The organism is Streptomyces sp. M41, assembly GCF_043673425.1.
Lineage (GTDB): Bacteria > Actinomycetota > Actinomycetes > Streptomycetales > Streptomycetaceae > Streptomyces.
On record NZ_JBIMKE010000009.1, the window covers coordinates 144,966 to 162,372 of the forward strand.

Below are 17,407 nucleotides of genomic sequence, written 5' to 3' on the forward strand. Positions count from 1 at the left end.
CGTACAGTGAAAGTCATCAGATGACTTCTAGGTGACCTGCGTACGGCACATCTGATGAACCGCTACACCTCGCTACAGTGCTCCGAGCGAACCGCGGCGTGCCCGCGGCCCGTCAGGGGAGGAAGAGGGGACGGATGTCCGCAGTCGAGAAGGCGTTCCACGGCCTACGGCACATGATCGGGACCGGACGCCTCGGACCGGGCGAGCGCATTCCGCCCGAGGGCGAGCTCTGTGAGGAACTGGGCGTCTCGCGCGGGTCGCTGCGCGAGGCCGTACGGATGCTCGCCGCGCTCGGCGTCATCGAGCCGCGGCACGGTTCGGGCACGTATGTCTCACAGCTGAGGCCCGAGGACGTGATCGGCAGCCTCTCCCTGACGCTCGAACTCCTCCCGCTGTCGGGCCTGTTGGAGGTCTACGAGATCCGGCGCGTCCTCGAGGCCCACGTGGCCGCACAGGCGGCGGCCCGCTGCACTCCGGAGACGGTGGACACGCTCTTCTCCCTCATCGAGGACATGGAGGCCACGACCGACCCCACCAAGGCATCCGAACTCGACCACCGCTTCCACGCGGAGATCGCCCGCGTTGGCGGCAACCCCACCCTGGCCACCCTCCTGGCGGTCTTCCGCGCCCGCTCCCGCAAGTACCAGGTCTTCACCCTGCCCGAAGGCCCGGAACTGCGCAGGAAGAGCGACGACGACCACCGGATCCTGGCCACTGCCATCGCCGACCGTGACCCGGTCGCCGCGGCCGGCGCGGCACAGGCGCACGTCGCCCAGACCGAGCGGTGGCTGCGCGCGTTCATGCCGCCGGTCGAAGAGACCGGCGGCACGGACTGAGGCGGCACCATCGCGAGCGGCGGTATGAGGCGGAGTCGACCCGGTGCGGAGCCCGATTCGGAGTTGAGGCGCTCGGTGCGACGGGCGAGCGGCGGTTACTCCGCCGCCTTCTTCAGGGCGTCGAGCCAGCCGATGAGCGAATCGCTCAGCGCCGCGGCGAGGTTGTCCCGGTCGGCGTCGACCGGCGCGCCCGCCCAGGACTCCCGGGTGCGGACCACGACACCGTCGCCGGTTTCGGTGAAGGTCCACTCGTGCACACCGGTGATGCCATGCGCCGGACCGCCCCACAGGATGCGGTGCGGGGCGTCGACCGCGTAGACGGTGGAGTCGATGCTCAGGCCCGCGGTCATCCAGTGGAAGGTGGTGCCAGGGGCGACGGGGCCGTCGATCCGGGCCTCGGTGATGGCGTGCTGCCAGGCGGGCCAGGAGCCGATACCGGTGTGCAGCTGCCAGACCCGCTCCAGGGGAGCGGCGATCCGGATGGTGTGGTCGGCGACGACGGGGGCGTTCTCGTCGATGGTCGTGAGGTAGGTCATGGCGACTCCTCGGTGTCGGGGTGCCCGGTCCGCCGTTGAGGGGGGGCAGCGGCGGACCGGACGGCTGGGGTGGGGCGGGCGGTCATCGCCGGGGCCGGGCCCGGCGATCGGGATCCCGGACGGTTTCCGTGCCCGGCTGGGTCAGGCGGACAACTCGAGGTCGGGGATCCAATGGCCGTGGATGCCGGCGGGCACCCTGCGGGGAAGTTCGACGGCGGCCACCGTGCTCAAGTCGCTCGCGTCCAGGACGAGCAGCTCCGAGGCGTCGGCACCGAGGTCGCTGACGAGCGTGAGCAGATAGCCGTCGTCCTCGCCGGTGCCACCCTCGGCGGGGACGAAGACGGCCTCGCCCGGCATCCGGCCCGCTCCGTGCGCGAGCAGCGTCTCGCGGCCGGTCTCCGTGTCGAACTTGACCGTGTGGTAGCCCTCCAGGCCCGCTCCGGGGAACGCGATGGCATAGCTGTAGCGGTGAGCCGAACCGGTGTGGGCGTCGTTGATCGACGGGAATTCGGTGGCCAGGTCGTTGAGGGACTCGGTGGTGACCCTGCCCGTGGCCGGGTCGATGATCCACCGGTGCAGGGTCGAGCCGGCGTCGGGGCTGGTGCCGTATCCGGGGGCACCGACCCACCACTTCCACGAGCTCTCCCACGCGGAACGGTCGAAGCGCGGCGCTTCGAGGACGATCCGCCCCCGGGCGTCGGTGTGGGCGTTGGCGACATGCAGCAGCGCCGCCTGGTCGGCCACCTCGAACCAGGTGGCCTCGCCCCCGGCCCGCGGCATCACACCGATGCGCAGCGGGACGTCGTCGTGCCAGCGGTAAGGGATGCCGGAGTGCTCGGAATGGTCGAAGACCACGGGCGAGTTGATGAAGACCACGTGTTCACTGGTGATGGCGAAGTCGTGCATGAGGGAGGGGCCGGAGCCGTCGACGACCTGCGACCTGACGATGTCTCCGGAGGCGTCGGCCACGTAGTACGTCAGATACGGCGGGAACGGGCTGTAGCTGAAGAAGTGCAGCTCGCCGGTCTCCGGGTCCTCCTTGGGGTGGGCGGTCATCGCGCTCTTGAGCTTGCCGCCGAAGTCGTGAACGCCGATCGTGTCCAGGTCGGCGCTCACCTCCCAGGGCAGGTTGGCCTCCTGAAGGGCCAGGTAGCGGCCCCCGTGGAAGATGATGTTGGTTGCGGCGGCGCTGACTTCGAGTTCCGTCCCGGTGAACGGCACACCGTCCAGGAAGGGTGTGCGCACCCAGCGGTTGCGGTACCACTCGGCCCGGCCGCCCCTGAGACGGACTCCGTGGATCATGCCCTCGCCGCGGAACCAGTGGGTCGGTGTGATGCCCGGCTTGGGGTTGTGGCCGTTGCGGAAATAGCGGCCGTTCAGCTCGGGCGGGAGCGTGCCGCGCACCTTCAGCTCGTGGCCGGTGATCTCGTCGATGACGGGCGTGAAGTGGCCGCTGAGGTACGGCTTGTCCAGAGTCACGGTCATGCCTTTCGGGTGGAGAGAGCCGAGACGAGCAGGGTCAGGGCGGCGCAGGCCGCGAAGGCCGCGCCGGGGGAGGGGAGCAGGGTGAGGAAGGACAGGCCGATGGCTCCGCCGAGCTGCCGGGAGGCGTTGACCAGCCCGCCGGCCAGGCCGTTGTCGGTGGCCGCGACGCCGGTGGAGGCCAGCGCGGTGAGACGGACGAAGGCCACCCCCAGCCCGAGGCCGATGAGGAGGGTCGGGCCGAGCAGGTCCACGGGGAAGCTGCCGTCGGGCGGGGTCCTGGACAGCCAGGCCAGTCCGGCCGCGAGGACGGCCAGGCCCACGGGGAGCACTGGGCGGCCGGAGATCTTGCCGGTGACCCACGAGGAGAGGGTGATCATGAGGGCGAGGGGAAGCTGGGTCAGCCCGGCCGCCAAGGGCGAGTAGCCGAGGGTGCGTTGCTGATAGAGCGGCAGGAAGTAGAACAGGCCGAGCCAGACCGCGCCGAGCAGCGCCATCAGCACGTTGGGCACCGCCACCACGCTCATCCTGGCCGGCAGCAGCGGGTCGGCGGAGCGGCGCTGGAGCACCACGAACACGCCGAGCAGCGCCAGACCCAGCACGGCGATCGGCCAGGGACCTGACAGGCCGTAGGTGAGCGCCACCAGCCCTGCCGTCACCGTCACCGTGCCCGGCGCGTCCAGGCTTCCGCTGCGCGGCCGGTCAGCGGATGCCTGGCTTCCGTCGCGCGGCCGGTCAGCGGATGCCTGGCTTCCGCCGCGCGGCCGGTCGGCGCCGACCAGCAGCCATGTGGCCACCAGGACGACCAGGGCCAACGGCACCATCACGACGAACACCGCACGCCACCCGTACAGACTGGTGAGCAGTCCGCTCAGCAGTACGCCCGCCGCTCCGCCGGCACCGGAGACGGCGCCCCACACCCCGAGGGCGACGCCGCGCCGGCGCCCGGCCGGGTAGAGCGTGAGCACCAGGGCCAGCGCCGTGGGCGCCAGCAGCGCGGCGCCGATTCCCTGCACGGCTCTGCACACGATCAGCACGACCGCCGTGGGCGCCAGGGCCGCGCCCAGGGCGGAGAGGGCGAACAGGCCGGTGCCGAACAGAAAGACGCGGCGCAGACCGTGGACGTCGCCCGCGCGCCCGCCCGGCAGCAGCAGCGCTCCGAAGACCAGTACGTACGCGTTGACCGTCCACGCCTGTCCCGTGTCCGACAGATCGAGCCCGGTCCGGATGCCGGGCAGCGCGACGTTCACGATCGACGTGCTCAGCACGACCAGGAACTGGGCCGTGGCCAGGGCCGCCAGCGGCGTCCAGCCGAGGGGGGTCCGTTGCGGTGCGGTGCGGGTCATGACTCGACACTCGCAGCGGGCGCCCACCGCTCGCGTCGGTAGTCATCACCTACTTCACCGGCATCGCCGTACGACGTGCCGGGGCAACCCCTGGGCGACCGGGAGTCGTTGCCTGATGCCCCTCGGGTGTCGGACCGCATAGGTTGTCGGGCATGCCCGCGACACACACGGATGCGCTGATCGGCCGTCAGGACGAGATACGCCGGCTCGACACCTTGCTCCGAGCGGCCCGGCAGGGTCAGGGCGGCGCCCTGGTCCTGCGCGGCGAGCCGGGCATCGGCAAGAGCGCGCTGCTACGGCATCTGCACGAGATGGCCACCGGGTTCCTGGTCGTACGGGCCTCCGGCGCGGAGTTCGAGATGGAGCTGCCGTACGCCGCGCTGCACCAACTGCTCGCGCCCCTCACCGAACGGCTGACGGAGCTCCCCGCCCCGCACCGCGCAGCGCTGGAGATCGCGTTCGGTCTCGACACCGGCACACCCGATCCGTTCCTGGTCGGCGTCGCGTCGCTGGGCCTGCTGGTGGAGAGCGTCGAAGAGCGCCCGCTCCTGTGCGTCGTCGACGACGCACAGTGGCTGGACCAGGCATCCGCCAAGGCGCTGGCCTTCCTGGCCCGCCGGGTCTCGGCCGAGTCGATCGCCCTCGTGTTCGCGGCGCGCCGAACGAGCCGGATGCCCGAACTGGACGCGCTTCCCGGCCACTTGCTGGCGGGCCTCGGCGAGTCGGATGCCCGCGCACTGCTGACCGCGGCGGTCCGCGCACCGTTGGACGAGCGGGTACGCGACCGCATCCTGGCCGAGGCGCGCGGCAACCCCCTGGCGCTGGTGGAGCTTCCCCGGACCGCCGGACTCGCCGGGATGGCGGGCGGATTCACGCAACCCGACTCGGTGCCCGACGTGATCGAGCAGAGCTTCCGGTCCCGGCTGGAGCTTCTGCCGCCGGAGGCCCGGCTGTTGGTGACGCTCGCCGCCGCCGAGCCGATCGGCGACCCCGGTCTGCTGTGGCGCGCGGCCGGGCACCTGGGCATCGACGCCGCTGCCGCCGCCCAGTCGGTCCCGCTGGTGGAGTTCGGCAGCCGGATCCGGTTCAGCCACCCCCTCGCCCGCTCGGCCGCCTACCACGCCGCCGCCGAGTCGGAGCGGCGCAGGGCGCACGAGGCGCTGGCCCGCGTGACCGACCCGGCCGCCGACCCCGACCGGCGGGCATGGCACCGTGCCCAGGCCAGTGCCGGCCCGGACGAGCAGGTGGCAGCAGAGCTCGAAGCCTCCGCCACCCGCGCCCAGGAACGCGGCGGCGTCGCGGCGGCAGCGGCCTTCCTCGAACGCTCGGCGGCGCTCACGATCGACACGAAGCAGCGCGCCGAGCGGGTTCTGGCCGCGGTCGACGCCAAGCTCTCGGAGGGCGACTTCGACGCCGCCGCCGACCTGCTCACCACCGTCCCCACTGACGAACCCGCCCAGGCCGCCAGAGCCGACAGGCTGCGCGGCAGACTGTCGTTCGTCCGCCGCCGGGGCGACGAGAACCCGACGGCGTATCTGCTGCGAGCCGCCGCCCGGCGCGCGACCGCCGAGCCCGCCTGGTCGCGGGAGTGCTGCCTGGACGCCCTCGAGATGGGCCTCCTGCTGGGCAACCTCGACCAAGTCGTGGAGACCGCCCGCAGCGCGGCTCCGCCGTCCGCCGAGGTGGACTCCGAGGTGCCGGATCCCGATGCACCGCCATCCGACGAACGGCGTTCCGACGCACCGCCATGCAACGAACGGCGTTCCGACGCGCCGGGAGCTGACGAACGGCATTCCGGCGAACCGGATTCCGGGGCGGCGGCGGTCCTGACGGGCCTGATCAGCCTGGTCGGCGACGGGCATACGGCCGCGGGGGCCACCCTCCGACCGGTGATCGACGACGCCGACGCCGAGGTGTGGGCCAGGCGGCCGTCCCTGGGCTTCATGGTGGCCACCGAGCTGTGGCACTTCGACGCGCTGCAAGGCATCGCCACCCGTGCCGTCGCCGCGGGCCGGGAGTCGGGCTCCTTCCACGCGCTGCCCATCGCCCTGGCCATGCAAGCCACCGCGGCCGTGCACCAGGGCGCCTTCGGGCTCGCGATGGAACGGATCTCCGAGGAGGAGGCCATCGCCGACGCCACCGGCGCCGCCCCGCTCGTCTACCCCCGCCTGCACCTCGCCGCCCTGCGCGGGCGGCGCAAGGAGGCCGCCGACCTGTTCGCGACCGTCGATCACCGCATGAGCCTCAGCGTGCCGTGGGCGACGGCCGTCCTCAACAACGGCCTGGCCGACTACCCCGCCGCACTCGAAGCGGCGCGCCGGGCGGTGGAGTACGGCGCCGTCGGCACCGCGGGCCTGGCCCTGCCCGAACTCATCGAGGCGGCCATGCGCTGCGGCGAACCCGGCGTCGCCGCCTCGGCCCTCGCCCTGCTCGAAGAGCGCACCCGAGCGGGAAGCCACGCATGGGGACTTGGCGTAGCGGCCTATGCGCGAGCCCTGGTCACCGAGGACGAATTTGCCTACCAGGACGCGATCGACCTGCTCGACGGCAGCGCCCTGGTCGTCTACCGCGCCCGGGCGCGACTGCTGTACGGGGAGTGGCTGCGCCGCCGGGGCCGACGGCGTGACGCCCGGTCCGTACTGCGGCCGGCCCAGGAGGCGCTGTCCGGCCTCGGCATGGAGGGGTTCGCCGAGCGCGCCGCCGGCGAGCTGCGGGCCACGGGGCAGCAGGCCCGCAGCCGTACGTCGAAGGCGTCGGACCAGCTGACGATGCAGGAGGTGCACATCGCCCGCCTGGTCGCCGACGGAGCCACTTCCAAGGAGGTGGCCGCGAAGCTGTTCCTGAGCCCCCGGACGGTCGACGCGCATCTGCGCAACATCTTCCGCAAGCTCGGCCTCACCTCACGCAGACAGCTGCGGGATCTGCCCGACATTCGTTAGCCGCGGTTCGCCAGCCGCATGGTGGTGGCCGCCGCCTCGGGACCGTTCATCGACTCCACGGGACCGGGCCAACGCAGCCCGTACTTGGCCCGGTAGGCACCGCAGGCGCGCTCGACGAGCCCGGCGTCCGCGACCGGCTCGAGAGCGACGGCCGGCCGCACCCCAGTTGCCGCGCCGCCCGAAAGCCGAGCGGACATACGCCTCCCCGTCGACCACCGCCACCCAGAGGGTCCTGCCCGTCCAAAGACCGTTCGCGGGCCGTACCCACAACACGATCTCTCGGGCGTGACGCTGTGGTGTGGACATGCCGCGTTCGGAGTAATGGGCTGGTCGAACCCACTGCGCTGCGTCAACCTGTGCGGGTTGACCACCGTCCCGTCAAAGGGTGGCGCATGACCTTCGACAAGAGCACCGAAGCCGCCCAGACCGTCGGACATGTGTGATGGCGGGAGACGAGCAAGAACCCGAACGGCCGCCTCATACCGGCCCGACGCCACTGCCGGACGCCCAGCTGGAAGAGATCGCCGGCCGGCTGCGGGATCTGACCACCGCCAAGGACCGACTGCAGGGCCTGCTGAACGCCGTGCTGGCGATCAGCCAGGAAACGCATCTGCCCGCGGTGCTGCACCGCATCGTCACCACGGCCATGGAGCTGGTCGGCGCCCGCTACGGGGCGCTGGGGGTGCTGGACGAGTCAGGGGAGCGGTTGGGGCAGTTCATCACGGCCGGCCTGTCGGACACCGAGCGGGCGGACCTGTCGGGGGTCGAGTTCCCGCGAGGCCGCGGCGTTCTGGGTCATCTGATCCGCCACCCCGAGCCCTTGCGCGTCGACGACATCCCCTCCCATCCGGCATCCGCCGGATTCCCGCCCGGCCATCCGCCCATGCGCACCCTCCTGGGCGTTGCCATCGGCGTCCGCGGCACCATCTACGGAGACCTCTACCTCTCCGAACGCCTGGACAGCCGGCCGTTCGACCGCGACGACCAGGACGTCGTCGTCGCCCTGGCCGGCGCCGCCGGCGTCGCGATCGAGAACGTACGGCTGTACGAACAGGTGCGCGACAGTGCCGAAAACTTCCAGCGTCTCCTCCTGCCCACGCTGCCTGACCTGCACCCTTTCACCGCCGCGGCCATCTACCGCCCCGCCCTCACCCCCGGCCACCTGGGCGGAGACTGGTACGACGCCCTCTGGCTGCCGGACAACGCATGCGCCGTCGTGATCGGCGACGTCGTGGGCCACGACATGCGCGCGGCCGCCGCCATGGCCCAGACCCGCAGCATGCTCCGCGCCCTGCTCTTCGACCGCCTCAACCCGCCCAGCAGCGTTCTCACCCAACTGGACCGCGCTCTGGACGCCATCACCGATCTGCCCGTCACCACCGCCTGCCTCGCCCGTATCGAGTCCGCCGAAGACGGGCTGCGGCTGCACTGGAGCACGGCCGGCCACCTCCCGCCGCTGCTGATCACCCCCGACCGGCAGACGGAGTATCTCGACGCCGAGCCGGGCCTGCCCCTCGGAGTCGACACCGAACAGCACCGACCCGACCACACTCACCTCGTGCCGCCCGGGTCCACGGTGGTCGTCTTCACCGACGGGCTCGTCGAGCACCCCGACCACCCCATCGACCAGGGCCTCGCCCGGCTCGCCGAACTCGCCGCGGCGAACGTCCAGTTGCCGCTGGACGACTTCGTGCGCTTCCTCGCCGACCACCACCCCAGCGACGGCCACGACGACATGGCCCTCCTGGCCCTGCGCACCCCGGGCGACTGAGAAGCGGGTGACAACAGAGTGAGATCAGGGGCCGTGCGGGCGGGCGGCACCGCCCCGCCTCAGGCATCGCCGCGGACGACGGTCACCGGACAGTGGGCGTGGTGCAGCACCGCCTGGCTCACCGAGCCCAGAAGCAGCCCGGCGAAGCCGCCGCGCCCTCTCGCTCCGACGACCATGAGCTGGGCGTTCCTGCTCGCCTCGACCAACGTCTCCCGGACTTCGCCGCTGAGCACCTCCTGTCTGACCACCACGTCCGGATACCGCTCCGCGAATCCGGCGAGTGCCTGGGCCAGCAGACGCTCCGCGGTCTCCACGCCCGTACCGGGCGGTACGTAGTCCGGCTGCCACGCGTGTACGGCGAGGATCTCAGCCTTGCGCAACGCCGCCTCGGCGAAGGCGAACTCCACGGCTGCCTCGCCCACCGGCGATCCGTCGACACCGAGCACCACAGGCCCCGCCTCGGCCGGCTCACCGCGGACCACCAGCACCGGACACCGGGCGTGCGCGGCCAGCGACACGGCCGTCGAACCCAGCAGCATCCCCACGAAACCACCGACGCCCCGGGCGCCGACGACCACCAGGTCCGCGCTCCGTGACTCGGCACCCAGCACCTCCACCGCACCGCCCGTCACCACCTCATCGGTGACCTCCACGTCAGGCGCCAAGTCCCGGGCGTGCTCAGCCGCCTCCGCGGTCAGCTCAGCCAGCGGCGCCGGATCCACCTGCGCATACCTCGGCCTGGCCGGCCGGCTGAAGGCATGCACCACCCGCAGCCGCGCACCACGCCGCCCGGCCTCACGGGCAGCCGTCTCCACCGCGGCACGACAGGACGACGAGCCATCCACGCCCACGACGACCAGCTTCCCCACCGGGCCTCCTCCATGATCGGAACACCACCCACGCCGGTCCAGGATCACTCCGCCCCCGCCCCGCTGCCACCGGGCCGTCGGCCCGCCCCGGCCCGCTGCCGTCCGTCAGGGTGATTTCCGTGCCGCCGAGCGGGGCGCCGGGCGCGGCCGGATTGGTCGCTCCGGGCCTGAACGAATCGCGCCCGCGGGCCGTATCCTTACCCGATCGAGGTGCGTATTCGGCCGAATTCCTTGGGCTTCATGGGATTTGTGTACACGGGCTGCGACTGCTGCGGCCTCGGGGGATGAGAGGCAACCATGACGGCTGCGAGCAACACGGTGCGCTCGGGCACCATGCTTCCGGTGGACGCGGCGCGATGGGTGATGTGGACGTTCGTCGCCGTCAATGTGGTGATCGTCGAAGCACTGTTCCTCGGTGCGGGGGCGGGCAAGAACGGGGTGCTCACCGTCGCCAAGTTCTTCGGACTGCACGCGGCGCTGCTGATGCTGTTCCAACTGCTGCTGGTGGCCCGGCTGCCGTGGCTGGACCGCCGTATCGGGATGGACCGGCTCACGGTGTGGCACCGCTGGGTCGGCTTCGGCCTGCTGTGGACCGTCCTGACCCATGCGACCCTCGTGGTGCTCGGTTACGCGACCCTCGACGACACGTCCATGGGCAGGACGTTCGTCGCACTGAGCGGGGTCCCGGCCTCCCTGCTGGGCATGCTCGCGGCGGCCGTCATCGTCCTGATCGGCGTGACCTCCACCCGTGTCCTGCGGCGAAGGATGCGGTACGAGGTCTGGCACGGCCTGCACCTGCTGCTCTACGTGGCCCTGGGCCTGGCGTTCGTCCACCAGTTGCAGGAGACGACGACGTTCGCGTCCTCCGCCTTTGCCACGGCTTACTGGTGGCTCCTGTGGCTGTTCGCCTTCGGCGCGCTGCTGACCGGCCGGGTCGCGATGCCGCTGTGGCGCAACGCCTACCACCGGTTCCGTGTCACGGCCGTGGTGCCGGAGTCGGACAACGTGGTCTCCGTGTACGTGACCGGCCGGCACCTCGACAAACTCCCCGCCCGGGCCGGTCAGTTCTGCATCTGGCGGTTCCCGGGACACAACCACTGGTGGCTGGCCAACCCCTTCTCCCTGTCTGCGGCGCCAGGCGGGCAGGGACTGCGCCTCACGGCGAAGGCGGCGGGCACGACCAGCGCCGGCCTGCGGAACATCCCCGTCGGCAGCCGAGCCTTCGTCGAGGGACCCTACGGGGCGTTCACCTCGTTGCACCGGACCCGGCCCGGCGCCCTGCTGATCGCCGGCGGCGTGGGCATCACGCCCGTGCGGGCCCTGCTGGAGGAACAGACGACCGGGGATGTCGTCGTCGTGTACCGGGTCCGGAGCGAGGCCGACGCCGTGCTGCTGAACGAGGTGCGTCACCTCGTCGCGCTACGAGGCGGACGGCTGCACCTGCTCACCGGCAGGACCGGCGAGCACGGCACCCCGCCGTTCGGGCCCGGCAGCCTGCACCAACTGGTCCCCGACATCACCGAACGCGACGTGTACGTCTGCGGCCCGCCCGCCATGACCGCGGCGGTGCTGGCGGGCCTACGGGAGCTCCGGGTCCCGGGACGACAGGTCCACGCCGAGAAGTTCAGCCTGGCCTGACGTCTCGGCAGGGGGTGTGACCCGGCAAGGGGCACGGAAGCGCTCACGACCTGCCGGCCCTGTCTACGTCGGGGCCGGCCCGGGCGATGAGTAGGGCCACGTCGTCGCGATCGCCGTCCTCCCGCAGGCTGTGCAGGAGGAGGTCGCAGGTGGCGTCGAGGGAGCGGCCGGGGTCGTCCAGAACGTCGAGGAGAGCGTCCAGGCGTACGTCGATCGGCTGGTCCCGGGTCTCGATGAGGCCGTCGGTGTACAGGACGAGTTGGTCCCCGCGTGTGAAGCCGATGGAGGCGGAGTCGAAGGAGATGCCGCAGCCGCCCAAGGGGGCACCGGTGGGGAGGTCGAGCAGCTCGCGGGTGCCGTCCGGGCGCAGGAGAACGGGCGGCAGGTGGCCGGCGAGGGAGATGTGGCACTGCGCGGCATGCGGATCGAAGACGACGTAGACGCAGGTCGCGATGGTGTCGACGTCCTCGGTGATGTGGTCGAGGTGGTGCATCACCTGGTCGGGGGGCAGATCCAGGTCGGCCAGTGTTCTGGTGGCGGTGCGCAGCTGCCCCATGGCAGCCGCGGCTGTCACGCCGCTGCCCATGACGTCGCCGACGACGAGGGCGGTCTTGTCGCCGTCGAGGGGGATGACGTCGAACCAGTCGCCACCGATCTCGATCGTCGCCTGCGCCGGACGGTAACGGAAGGCGACCTCGAGACCGGGTCGCTGCGGAGGCGGGTGGGGCAGCAGGCTGTGCTGGAGGGTGAGGGCGGTGCGGCGCTGTTCCTCCACGGCGTGATGCCGGTCGGTGACATCGACGCTGGAGGTGGCCACGCCCAGCACCTTCCCGTTGGGGGACTCCAGCCGGTAGAACGAGATCGACCAGGCGTGATCGTTGTCCGGGTCGGCCGCCGTACGGCCGACGGTGTACTGGTCCACGATCGGCTTCCCGGAGGCCAGAACCTCCCGCATGGTGTCTTCGAAGGACTCATCCAGGAAGGGCAGCACCTCATGGACATGCCGGCCTATGTGCTCGGCGGCCGGCACCCCGTTCATCCGTTCCTCCGCGGGGTTGACGGAGATGTACCGGAGATCGGTGTCCAGCATGCCCAGCCCTATCGGTGACTGGGAGACCAACTGGGCGGACAGAGCCAGGCTCCGCTCCACGTGCCGCAGTGTCACCTGGTCCGTGGCCAGACCCAGCGCCCAGTAGTCGCGCTGGGCGTCCTGCAACCGCATGGTGCGGAACTCCACCGTCCGCGTGCTGCCGTCCTTGTGCCGGACGGGAAAGACTCCGGCCCAGCTCCTGCCGTCCTGCATGACCTGGGCGAACAGGGGCAGGACCGCGTCGAGGTGGTCCTTGTCGATCAGCAGCCCGCCCGCGTACCGGCCTAGAGCCTCCTCGGCGGTGTAGCCGAAGAGCATCTCCGCCTGCGGGCTCCACAGATCGATTCTGCCCTCGGCGTCGACGAGGACGGCGGCCACGCTCAGCACATCCAGCAGCCCACCCGGCCTGGACGCAACCCCATCCGCCGTACCGGGATCACCCCGGAGGGGTTCGGTCGCACCCATACCCTGGGCTCCTTTCGGCCGCAGATCAGGCTGCCGCCCGCCGGGGGTCGGCATGGGCCGGGGCCAGCGGCCTGGCCATCCCATCGTCCTCCACCACCACCCGCTCGCGCGCGCCGACGCCGGTGACGCCCGAGAGCGTCGTCGTGCCGGTCGACGCCCTCGTGCATGTCGGCGTCCTCGCGGATGTCGACGTCCTCAGGCCTGCCGGGGCGGGAGCCGGGTACACGAGTCGTGCACGCTGCGTGAGGGCGAGGAGAGGTGGTCGGGGCAGTGTCCGTGAAGGCGATGGGGTGGGCGCATTCGTTCCCCATGGGCAAGGGGGTGCGCGCCGGGAGGGAGTGGACACGCCGGCGTCTGGAGTCCCTGCCATGGTCCGCTGACGAGCCGGACACGGTGGACGCCATCGTGCTGGCGGTCTCCGAGCTGATCACCAATGCGCACATCCATGCGCACAGCGACGCGCACCTGGTCCTCACCTGGGACGGAGACTGCCTTCGTGTGAGCGTCCACGACGAGGACCCGACGCTGCCGCGCCGACGTGAAGCACGGCCCGGGGAGGCGTCCGGCCGCGGCGTGGCGATCGTGCACAAGCTCGCCGACGGGTGGGAGATCAGGTGCCAGCGGCACGGCAAGACGGTGACGGCCTGCTTCTGCCCCGCCGACGCCTCCCGCGACGACCGCTTCGCCGCCGATACCGACACCCGTACCGATACCGACACCCGTACCGGTGGCGACACGCATACCGATGGCGACACCTATACCGATGGCGATGCCGAAACCGATGGCGATGCCGGCACCGGCCGAGACGGCCGCAGCAGCAGTTGAGTCCCGCTCACCGATGAGCGCACCCCTGGAGGAGAAGTGTCGCCGTACCTGGCAGCAAGAACGAGCGATGACCCCTACGCCTGGCTCTGGGTGCTGGGCGCTATCGGGCTGTACGCGCTGATCAGCTACGGCCTGACGTACCGCGCCCGCGTCCGGCGCGGTTCCGCACATCCCGCCCAGGACGCCCTGCACGACCTCAAGGACCGGGAGGATCCCCAGCCGCCCGAGTCCCGGTTCACCAGCCGAATGATCATGCTGGGCGGAGGGGGACTCACCGGTCTGGTCGCCTTCCTGACCAGCGGCGTCGTGCGGGCCCTGGCGGTCGGGCTCACCGCCCTGGTGGCGGTGACCGTCTGGGCGTACTACGACCATCGCACGGCGGGGCGGGCCTCCGCGCAGCGATGAGGGCAGCCTGACCGTGTCTCTCAGGCGGGCGCCCGCCCGTCGACGGGGATGCCCAGCCGCTCAGCGACGGTAGTGAGCGCTGTTCCCAGCGGGAGCCCGACCCTGGTGACCGCGAGCCGGTCGCCGCGGGTCGGACCCTGGTTGACAATGAGCACCGGCTTCCCGGCCTGCGCCGCCTGGCGCACGAATCTGAGCCCGGACATCACCGTCAGGGACGAGCCCAGGACCAGCAGCGTGACCGCGTCACGGACCAGCGTGCGGCAGTGCTCCACCCGCTGCGGCGGAACGTTCTCGCCGAAGAACACGACGTCCGGCTTGAGGATGCCGCCACAGACCAGGCAGGGCACCACTCGGAAGTCGGCCACCTGATCGTCGGTGAGGTCGGCGTCACCGTCCGGATTGATGGCCGCGGCCACCGGCTCGAAGCCCGGGTTGGCCTCCTCCAGCCGCTTCGCCAGTTCACCTCGCCTGCCGACGGCTCCACAGGACAGGCACAGGACCCGCTCCAGGCTTCCGTGCAGTTCCACGACGCCCTCGCTGCCGGCGGCCTGGTGCAAGCCGTCGACATTCTGGGTGACCACACCCGAGAGCAGACCGTGCCGCCCCAACGCGGCCACGGCCCTGTGCCCGGCATTGGGACGGGCACGGGCGAAGGTGCGCCGGCCGAGGTGGCTGCGTGCCCAGTACCGACGCCGTGCCCGGGCGCCGGCGACGAACTCCTGATAGGTCATCGGCGTGTGTCGATTCAGGCTCCCGCCCTCGCCCCGGTAGTCGGGGATGCCGGACTCGGTGGAGATTCCCGCGCCGCTGAGCACCAGCACTCCGCCGGCGCTCAGGGTCTCGGCGACCGGCTCCAGATCCGTGGTACCCGGGGGCAGGTCCTCGGTCGGGGTCCAGGCCAGGGTCGGGCGCATGCGCATGCCGCAAGGGTACGCAACAGCCGCATCCGGTCGTTCAGCCGCAAGTGACCCGAAGGTCGGCCCAGTCCGCGTGGTCGTAGTCGATGCCGTCACCCGCGTCCGTGACCACCAGGCGGACGACGTCCGCCCCGGACACGTCCGCGGAGACGGCGCGGGCCGGGTCCGTCTGGGTCAGCGTGCCGGTGGCCGCGGCCCTGGTCCCGTCCGCCCAGATCTCGAACGTCACGCTTCCCTTGTCGACCGTCTCGTCGTCCACGCCGACCTGGGCGGTGACGGTGGTGCAGGCGCCGCCGAGGTAGTACTCCACGCTGCTCGCGGCGTGCACGCCGAGTCCCTTGGCGAACCGATCGCCGCCGATGGTGATCGGTCGGCCGTCACCGGAGCCGGCCTCGCCGACGCTCCGGTCCCGCTCGATCGGGCCCCAGCCGTTGGCGGACCCGAGTGGCTCGGCGTCCGACAGCGCGGACTCACCCGGAGGCAGGGGGACACCGACGCGCACCGTCACAGGCACCGTCGAAGTCAGCCAAGTCCCGGAGCGCGTACGTTGCTTCGCGGTCAGCTGCACCACATGGTCGCCCGCGGCTGTTCCCGTCGGCACCTCGACGTGCCAATCGGTGGCCAGCGTCCCGCCGGGTTGCAGGGCGCGGACGGATGTCGCGGACTTCGGGGTGATGCGCCAGCCCTCCGGCCCGGTAAGTACGGCGCTCACCGAACGGGCCGCGTTGCCGCCCAGATCGGTGACTTCGGAGGTGACCGGAGCGATGTGGCCGGCCTGGGTCACGGTGTCCTGGGCACGGACGTCCAGGGCGGGCGGATACTGCGCCCAGTTCCTGTCGGCGTGCACGCGCACCAGCAGGGTGCCGTGCGCGGGTACGGTCGCCGCGATGGTGCCCGCTGTGTTCGTGTCGCTGTGCTTCCACAGGTCCCGCATCGTGTAGCCCCGCGCCTGTGGCAGACCCACGGCCTTCGCCGTCGTCTCGATCCGCTGCGCTCGTGAGCCTTCGTTGAACAGCGCGACCGCGCGGCTGCCGTCCGCCATCTCCTTCGACACGACCCACCGGCCGCCTTCTGAGGAGACGACCTCGCCCTGCTTGCCCAGCGGGTCCTGGTCGACGGCGATGACCTCGCGGTTGGTGAGGATGTCGAAGGCCGACTCGGGTGCCGTGCGCAGGTCGACGCCGATCAGCAGGGGCGCTGCCATGACCGACCACATGGAGAAGTGCGTGCGGTACTCGGTGTCCGTCATGCCGCCGTTGCCGACCTCCAGCATGTCGGGGTCGTTCCACCCGCCCGGGTGTGCGTACGGGGCGAGTTCGAGGTTGGCTTTCATGATCGACGACATCGAGTTCCAGTTGTCGCTGATGTCGCCGGTGGTGCGCCACAGGTGCCCCAGGCCGCCGGCCCACGTCCAGGGCTTGTTCTCGCCCCATTCGCAGATGCTGTAGACCATGGGCCGGCCGGTCGCCTTCAGCGCGTCGCGCATGGTGGTGTAGCGCTTCTTCGCGTCGACTCCCTGGTTGTTGCAGTTGTCGTACTTGAGATAGTCGACCCCCCAGTCGGCGAACTGCCGGGCATCGCTGTACTCGTGGCCCAGGGCACCGGGAAAGCCGATGTCACTGCACGTCTTGGTGCCGGCGCTGGTGTAGATGCCGAACTTCAGTCCCTTGGAGTGAACATAGTCGGCGACGGCCTTGATCCCGTTCGGGAAGCGCTTCGGGTCGGGCACCAGCTTGCCGTTCTCGTCGCGCTGCGGCAGGGCCCAGCAGTCGTCGAGGTTGACGTACTCGTAGCCGGCGTCCTTCAGGCCGCGTTCGACGAAGACATCGGCGACGCCCTTGACCATCGACTCGTTGAACTCCGCCCGGCAGTGTGTCGAGTTCCAGTTGTTGAAGCCCATGGGCGGTGTGGGGGCCAGGTCTTGGGGGGCGGACGGGGACTGGTGTGACGCGACGGCGGCCGGCGTGACGGTCGGGGCGGCCTGCGCGGGCGTCCCCAGACCGCCCGCGGCCAACATTAAGGCGCCCAGTACGCACGGTACGCCCAGCGCTCTGCGCCCGGTCGGGCGCGGGGTGCGTGGGAGGCGCAGGAGGCGTGGGACGCGCGGGATAAGCGGGCTGCGTGAGAAGCGTGGTGGACCCGAGGGATGGTGGCGCATCGGTTCTTCCTCCAAGAGGGTTCGCGAGGCGGTGCGTTGGCGGACCGGCACGGCCAACGCGCGCTCACCGTAGGGGTGTTCGTGCGTGATGGAAAGAGAGCGGTCGTGGTGATTTCTGATTTCCTTTCAA

At 71.2% G+C, this 17,407-nt stretch carries 14 protein-coding genes; 6 read left to right on the top strand and 8 right to left on the bottom strand.

Features of this window, described 5'->3' with window-relative positions; translation table 11 throughout:
• Positions 1–134: 134 nt before the first annotated feature.
• On the top strand, positions 135–836 hold the full coding sequence (locus tag ACHBTE_RS14970) for a FadR/GntR family transcriptional regulator (protein ID WP_394724289.1): 702 nt from the start codon (positions 135–137) through the stop codon (positions 834–836).
• Positions 837–931: 95 nt separating this feature from the next.
• Here the strand turns inward: ACHBTE_RS14970 and ACHBTE_RS14975 are convergent, their stop codons facing one another.
• The 3 genes from ACHBTE_RS14975 to ACHBTE_RS14985 all read right to left on the bottom strand — a co-directional run bounded on the left by ACHBTE_RS14975 (position 932) and on the right by ACHBTE_RS14985 (position 4,200).
• Complete coding sequence (locus tag ACHBTE_RS14975) at positions 932–1,372, bottom strand: SRPBCC family protein (RefSeq protein WP_394724290.1); 441 nt, start codon at positions 1,370–1,372, stop codon at positions 932–934.
• Between the two features lie 141 nt (positions 1,373–1,513).
• Positions 1,514–2,857, bottom strand: coding sequence for a carotenoid oxygenase family protein (locus ACHBTE_RS14980; RefSeq protein WP_394724291.1), 1,344 nt, complete (start codon positions 2,855–2,857; stop codon positions 1,514–1,516).
• On the bottom strand, positions 2,854–4,200 hold the full coding sequence (locus ACHBTE_RS14985; RefSeq protein ID WP_394724292.1) for an MFS transporter: 1,347 nt from the start codon (positions 4,198–4,200) through the stop codon (positions 2,854–2,856). The genes ACHBTE_RS14980 and ACHBTE_RS14985 overlap by 4 nt, the downstream gene beginning before the upstream one ends.
• A 152-nt stretch (positions 4,201–4,352) precedes the next feature.
• Here ACHBTE_RS14985 and ACHBTE_RS14990 point away from each other — a divergent pair, with 152 nt between their 5' ends.
• A complete protein-coding gene (locus tag ACHBTE_RS14990) occupies positions 4,353–7,139 on the top strand; it encodes an AAA family ATPase (RefSeq protein WP_394724293.1) in 2,787 nt (928 codons plus the stop codon).
• Here ACHBTE_RS14990 and ACHBTE_RS14995 read toward each other — a convergent pair.
• The gene (locus ACHBTE_RS14995) at positions 7,136–7,336 is read right to left on the bottom strand and encodes a hypothetical protein (protein WP_394724294.1); all 201 of its coding nucleotides are present in this window, start codon (positions 7,334–7,336) and stop codon (positions 7,136–7,138) included. The genes ACHBTE_RS14990 and ACHBTE_RS14995 overlap by 4 nt on opposite strands.
• A 245-nt stretch (positions 7,337–7,581) precedes the next feature.
• Here ACHBTE_RS14995 and ACHBTE_RS15000 point away from each other — a divergent pair, with 245 nt between their 5' ends.
• Positions 7,582–8,910 (top strand): PP2C family protein-serine/threonine phosphatase, encoded by a 1,329-nt coding sequence (locus ACHBTE_RS15000; protein WP_394724295.1) that lies wholly within the window; start codon positions 7,582–7,584, stop codon positions 8,908–8,910.
• Positions 8,911–8,969: 59 nt separating this feature from the next.
• On the opposite strand, the gene ACHBTE_RS15005 is transcribed toward ACHBTE_RS15000, so the two are convergent.
• Positions 8,970–9,779 carry a universal stress protein gene (locus ACHBTE_RS15005; protein ID WP_394724296.1) on the bottom strand — a complete coding sequence of 270 codons (810 nt, stop codon included), beginning with the start codon at positions 9,777–9,779 and terminating at the stop codon, positions 8,970–8,972.
• Positions 9,780–10,076: 297 nt separating this feature from the next.
• Between ACHBTE_RS15005 and ACHBTE_RS15010 the strand changes: the two genes are divergently transcribed.
• On the top strand, positions 10,077–11,417 hold the full coding sequence (locus tag ACHBTE_RS15010) for a ferric reductase-like transmembrane domain-containing protein (RefSeq protein WP_394724297.1): 1,341 nt from the start codon (positions 10,077–10,079) through the stop codon (positions 11,415–11,417).
• Positions 11,418–11,460: 43 nt separating this feature from the next.
• Here the strand turns inward: ACHBTE_RS15010 and ACHBTE_RS15015 are convergent, their stop codons facing one another.
• Entirely contained in the window at positions 11,461–12,972 is a 1,512-nt protein-coding gene (locus ACHBTE_RS15015; protein ID WP_394724298.1) for a SpoIIE family protein phosphatase, read from the bottom strand.
• Positions 12,973–13,242: 270 nt separating this feature from the next.
• On the opposite strand from ACHBTE_RS15015, the gene ACHBTE_RS15020 reads away from it, so the two are divergent.
• Together ACHBTE_RS15020 and ACHBTE_RS15025 are read left to right on the top strand one after the other, a co-directional pair.
• Entirely contained in the window at positions 13,243–13,797 is a 555-nt protein-coding gene (locus tag ACHBTE_RS15020; RefSeq protein WP_394724299.1) for an ATP-binding protein, read from the top strand.
• A gap of 36 nt (positions 13,798–13,833) precedes the next feature.
• Positions 13,834–14,202: a hypothetical protein gene (locus tag ACHBTE_RS15025; protein ID WP_394724300.1), complete on the top strand. Its 369-nt coding sequence runs from the start codon at positions 13,834–13,836 to the stop codon at positions 14,200–14,202.
• 20 nt (positions 14,203–14,222) lie between these two features.
• On the opposite strand, the gene ACHBTE_RS15030 is transcribed toward ACHBTE_RS15025, so the two are convergent.
• Both ACHBTE_RS15030 and ACHBTE_RS15035 read right to left on the bottom strand, forming a co-directional pair.
• Positions 14,223–15,122, bottom strand: a complete 900-nt coding sequence (locus ACHBTE_RS15030; protein ID WP_394724301.1) for an NAD-dependent protein deacetylase — start codon at positions 15,120–15,122, stop codon at positions 14,223–14,225.
• Between the two features lie 34 nt (positions 15,123–15,156).
• Positions 15,157–17,136: an NPCBM/NEW2 domain-containing protein gene (locus ACHBTE_RS15035; protein ID WP_394724302.1), complete on the bottom strand. Its 1,980-nt coding sequence runs from the start codon at positions 17,134–17,136 to the stop codon at positions 15,157–15,159.
• Positions 17,137–17,407 lie beyond the last annotated feature (271 nt).

Excerpts from the sequence above, each read along its gene's own strand:
- ACHBTE_RS14970 (WP_394724289.1), top strand. The coding sequence starts at position 135 with ATGTCCGCAGTCGAGAAGGCGTTCCACGGCCTACGGCACATGATCGGG.
- ACHBTE_RS14975 (WP_394724290.1), bottom strand. The coding sequence starts at position 1,372 with ATGACCTACCTCACGACCATCGACGAGAACGCCCCCGTCGTCGCCGAC.
- ACHBTE_RS14980 (WP_394724291.1), bottom strand. The coding sequence starts at position 2,857 with ATGACCGTGACTCTGGACAAGCCGTACCTCAGCGGCCACTTCACGCCC.
- ACHBTE_RS14985 (WP_394724292.1), bottom strand. The coding sequence starts at position 4,200 with ATGACCCGCACCGCACCGCAACGGACCCCCCTCGGCTGGACGCCGCTG.
- ACHBTE_RS14990 (WP_394724293.1), top strand. The coding sequence starts at position 4,353 with ATGCCCGCGACACACACGGATGCGCTGATCGGCCGTCAGGACGAGATA.
- ACHBTE_RS14995 (WP_394724294.1), bottom strand. The coding sequence starts at position 7,336 with ATGTCCGCTCGGCTTTCGGGCGGCGCGGCAACTGGGGTGCGGCCGGCC.
- ACHBTE_RS15000 (WP_394724295.1), top strand. The coding sequence starts at position 7,582 with ATGGCGGGAGACGAGCAAGAACCCGAACGGCCGCCTCATACCGGCCCG.
- ACHBTE_RS15010 (WP_394724297.1), top strand. The coding sequence starts at position 10,077 with ATGACGGCTGCGAGCAACACGGTGCGCTCGGGCACCATGCTTCCGGTG.
- ACHBTE_RS15015 (WP_394724298.1), bottom strand. The coding sequence starts at position 12,972 with ATGGGTGCGACCGAACCCCTCCGGGGTGATCCCGGTACGGCGGATGGG.
- ACHBTE_RS15030 (WP_394724301.1), bottom strand. The coding sequence starts at position 15,122 with ATGCGCATGCGCCCGACCCTGGCCTGGACCCCGACCGAGGACCTGCCC.
- ACHBTE_RS15035 (WP_394724302.1), bottom strand. The coding sequence starts at position 17,136 with ATGTTGGCCGCGGGCGGTCTGGGGACGCCCGCGCAGGCCGCCCCGACC.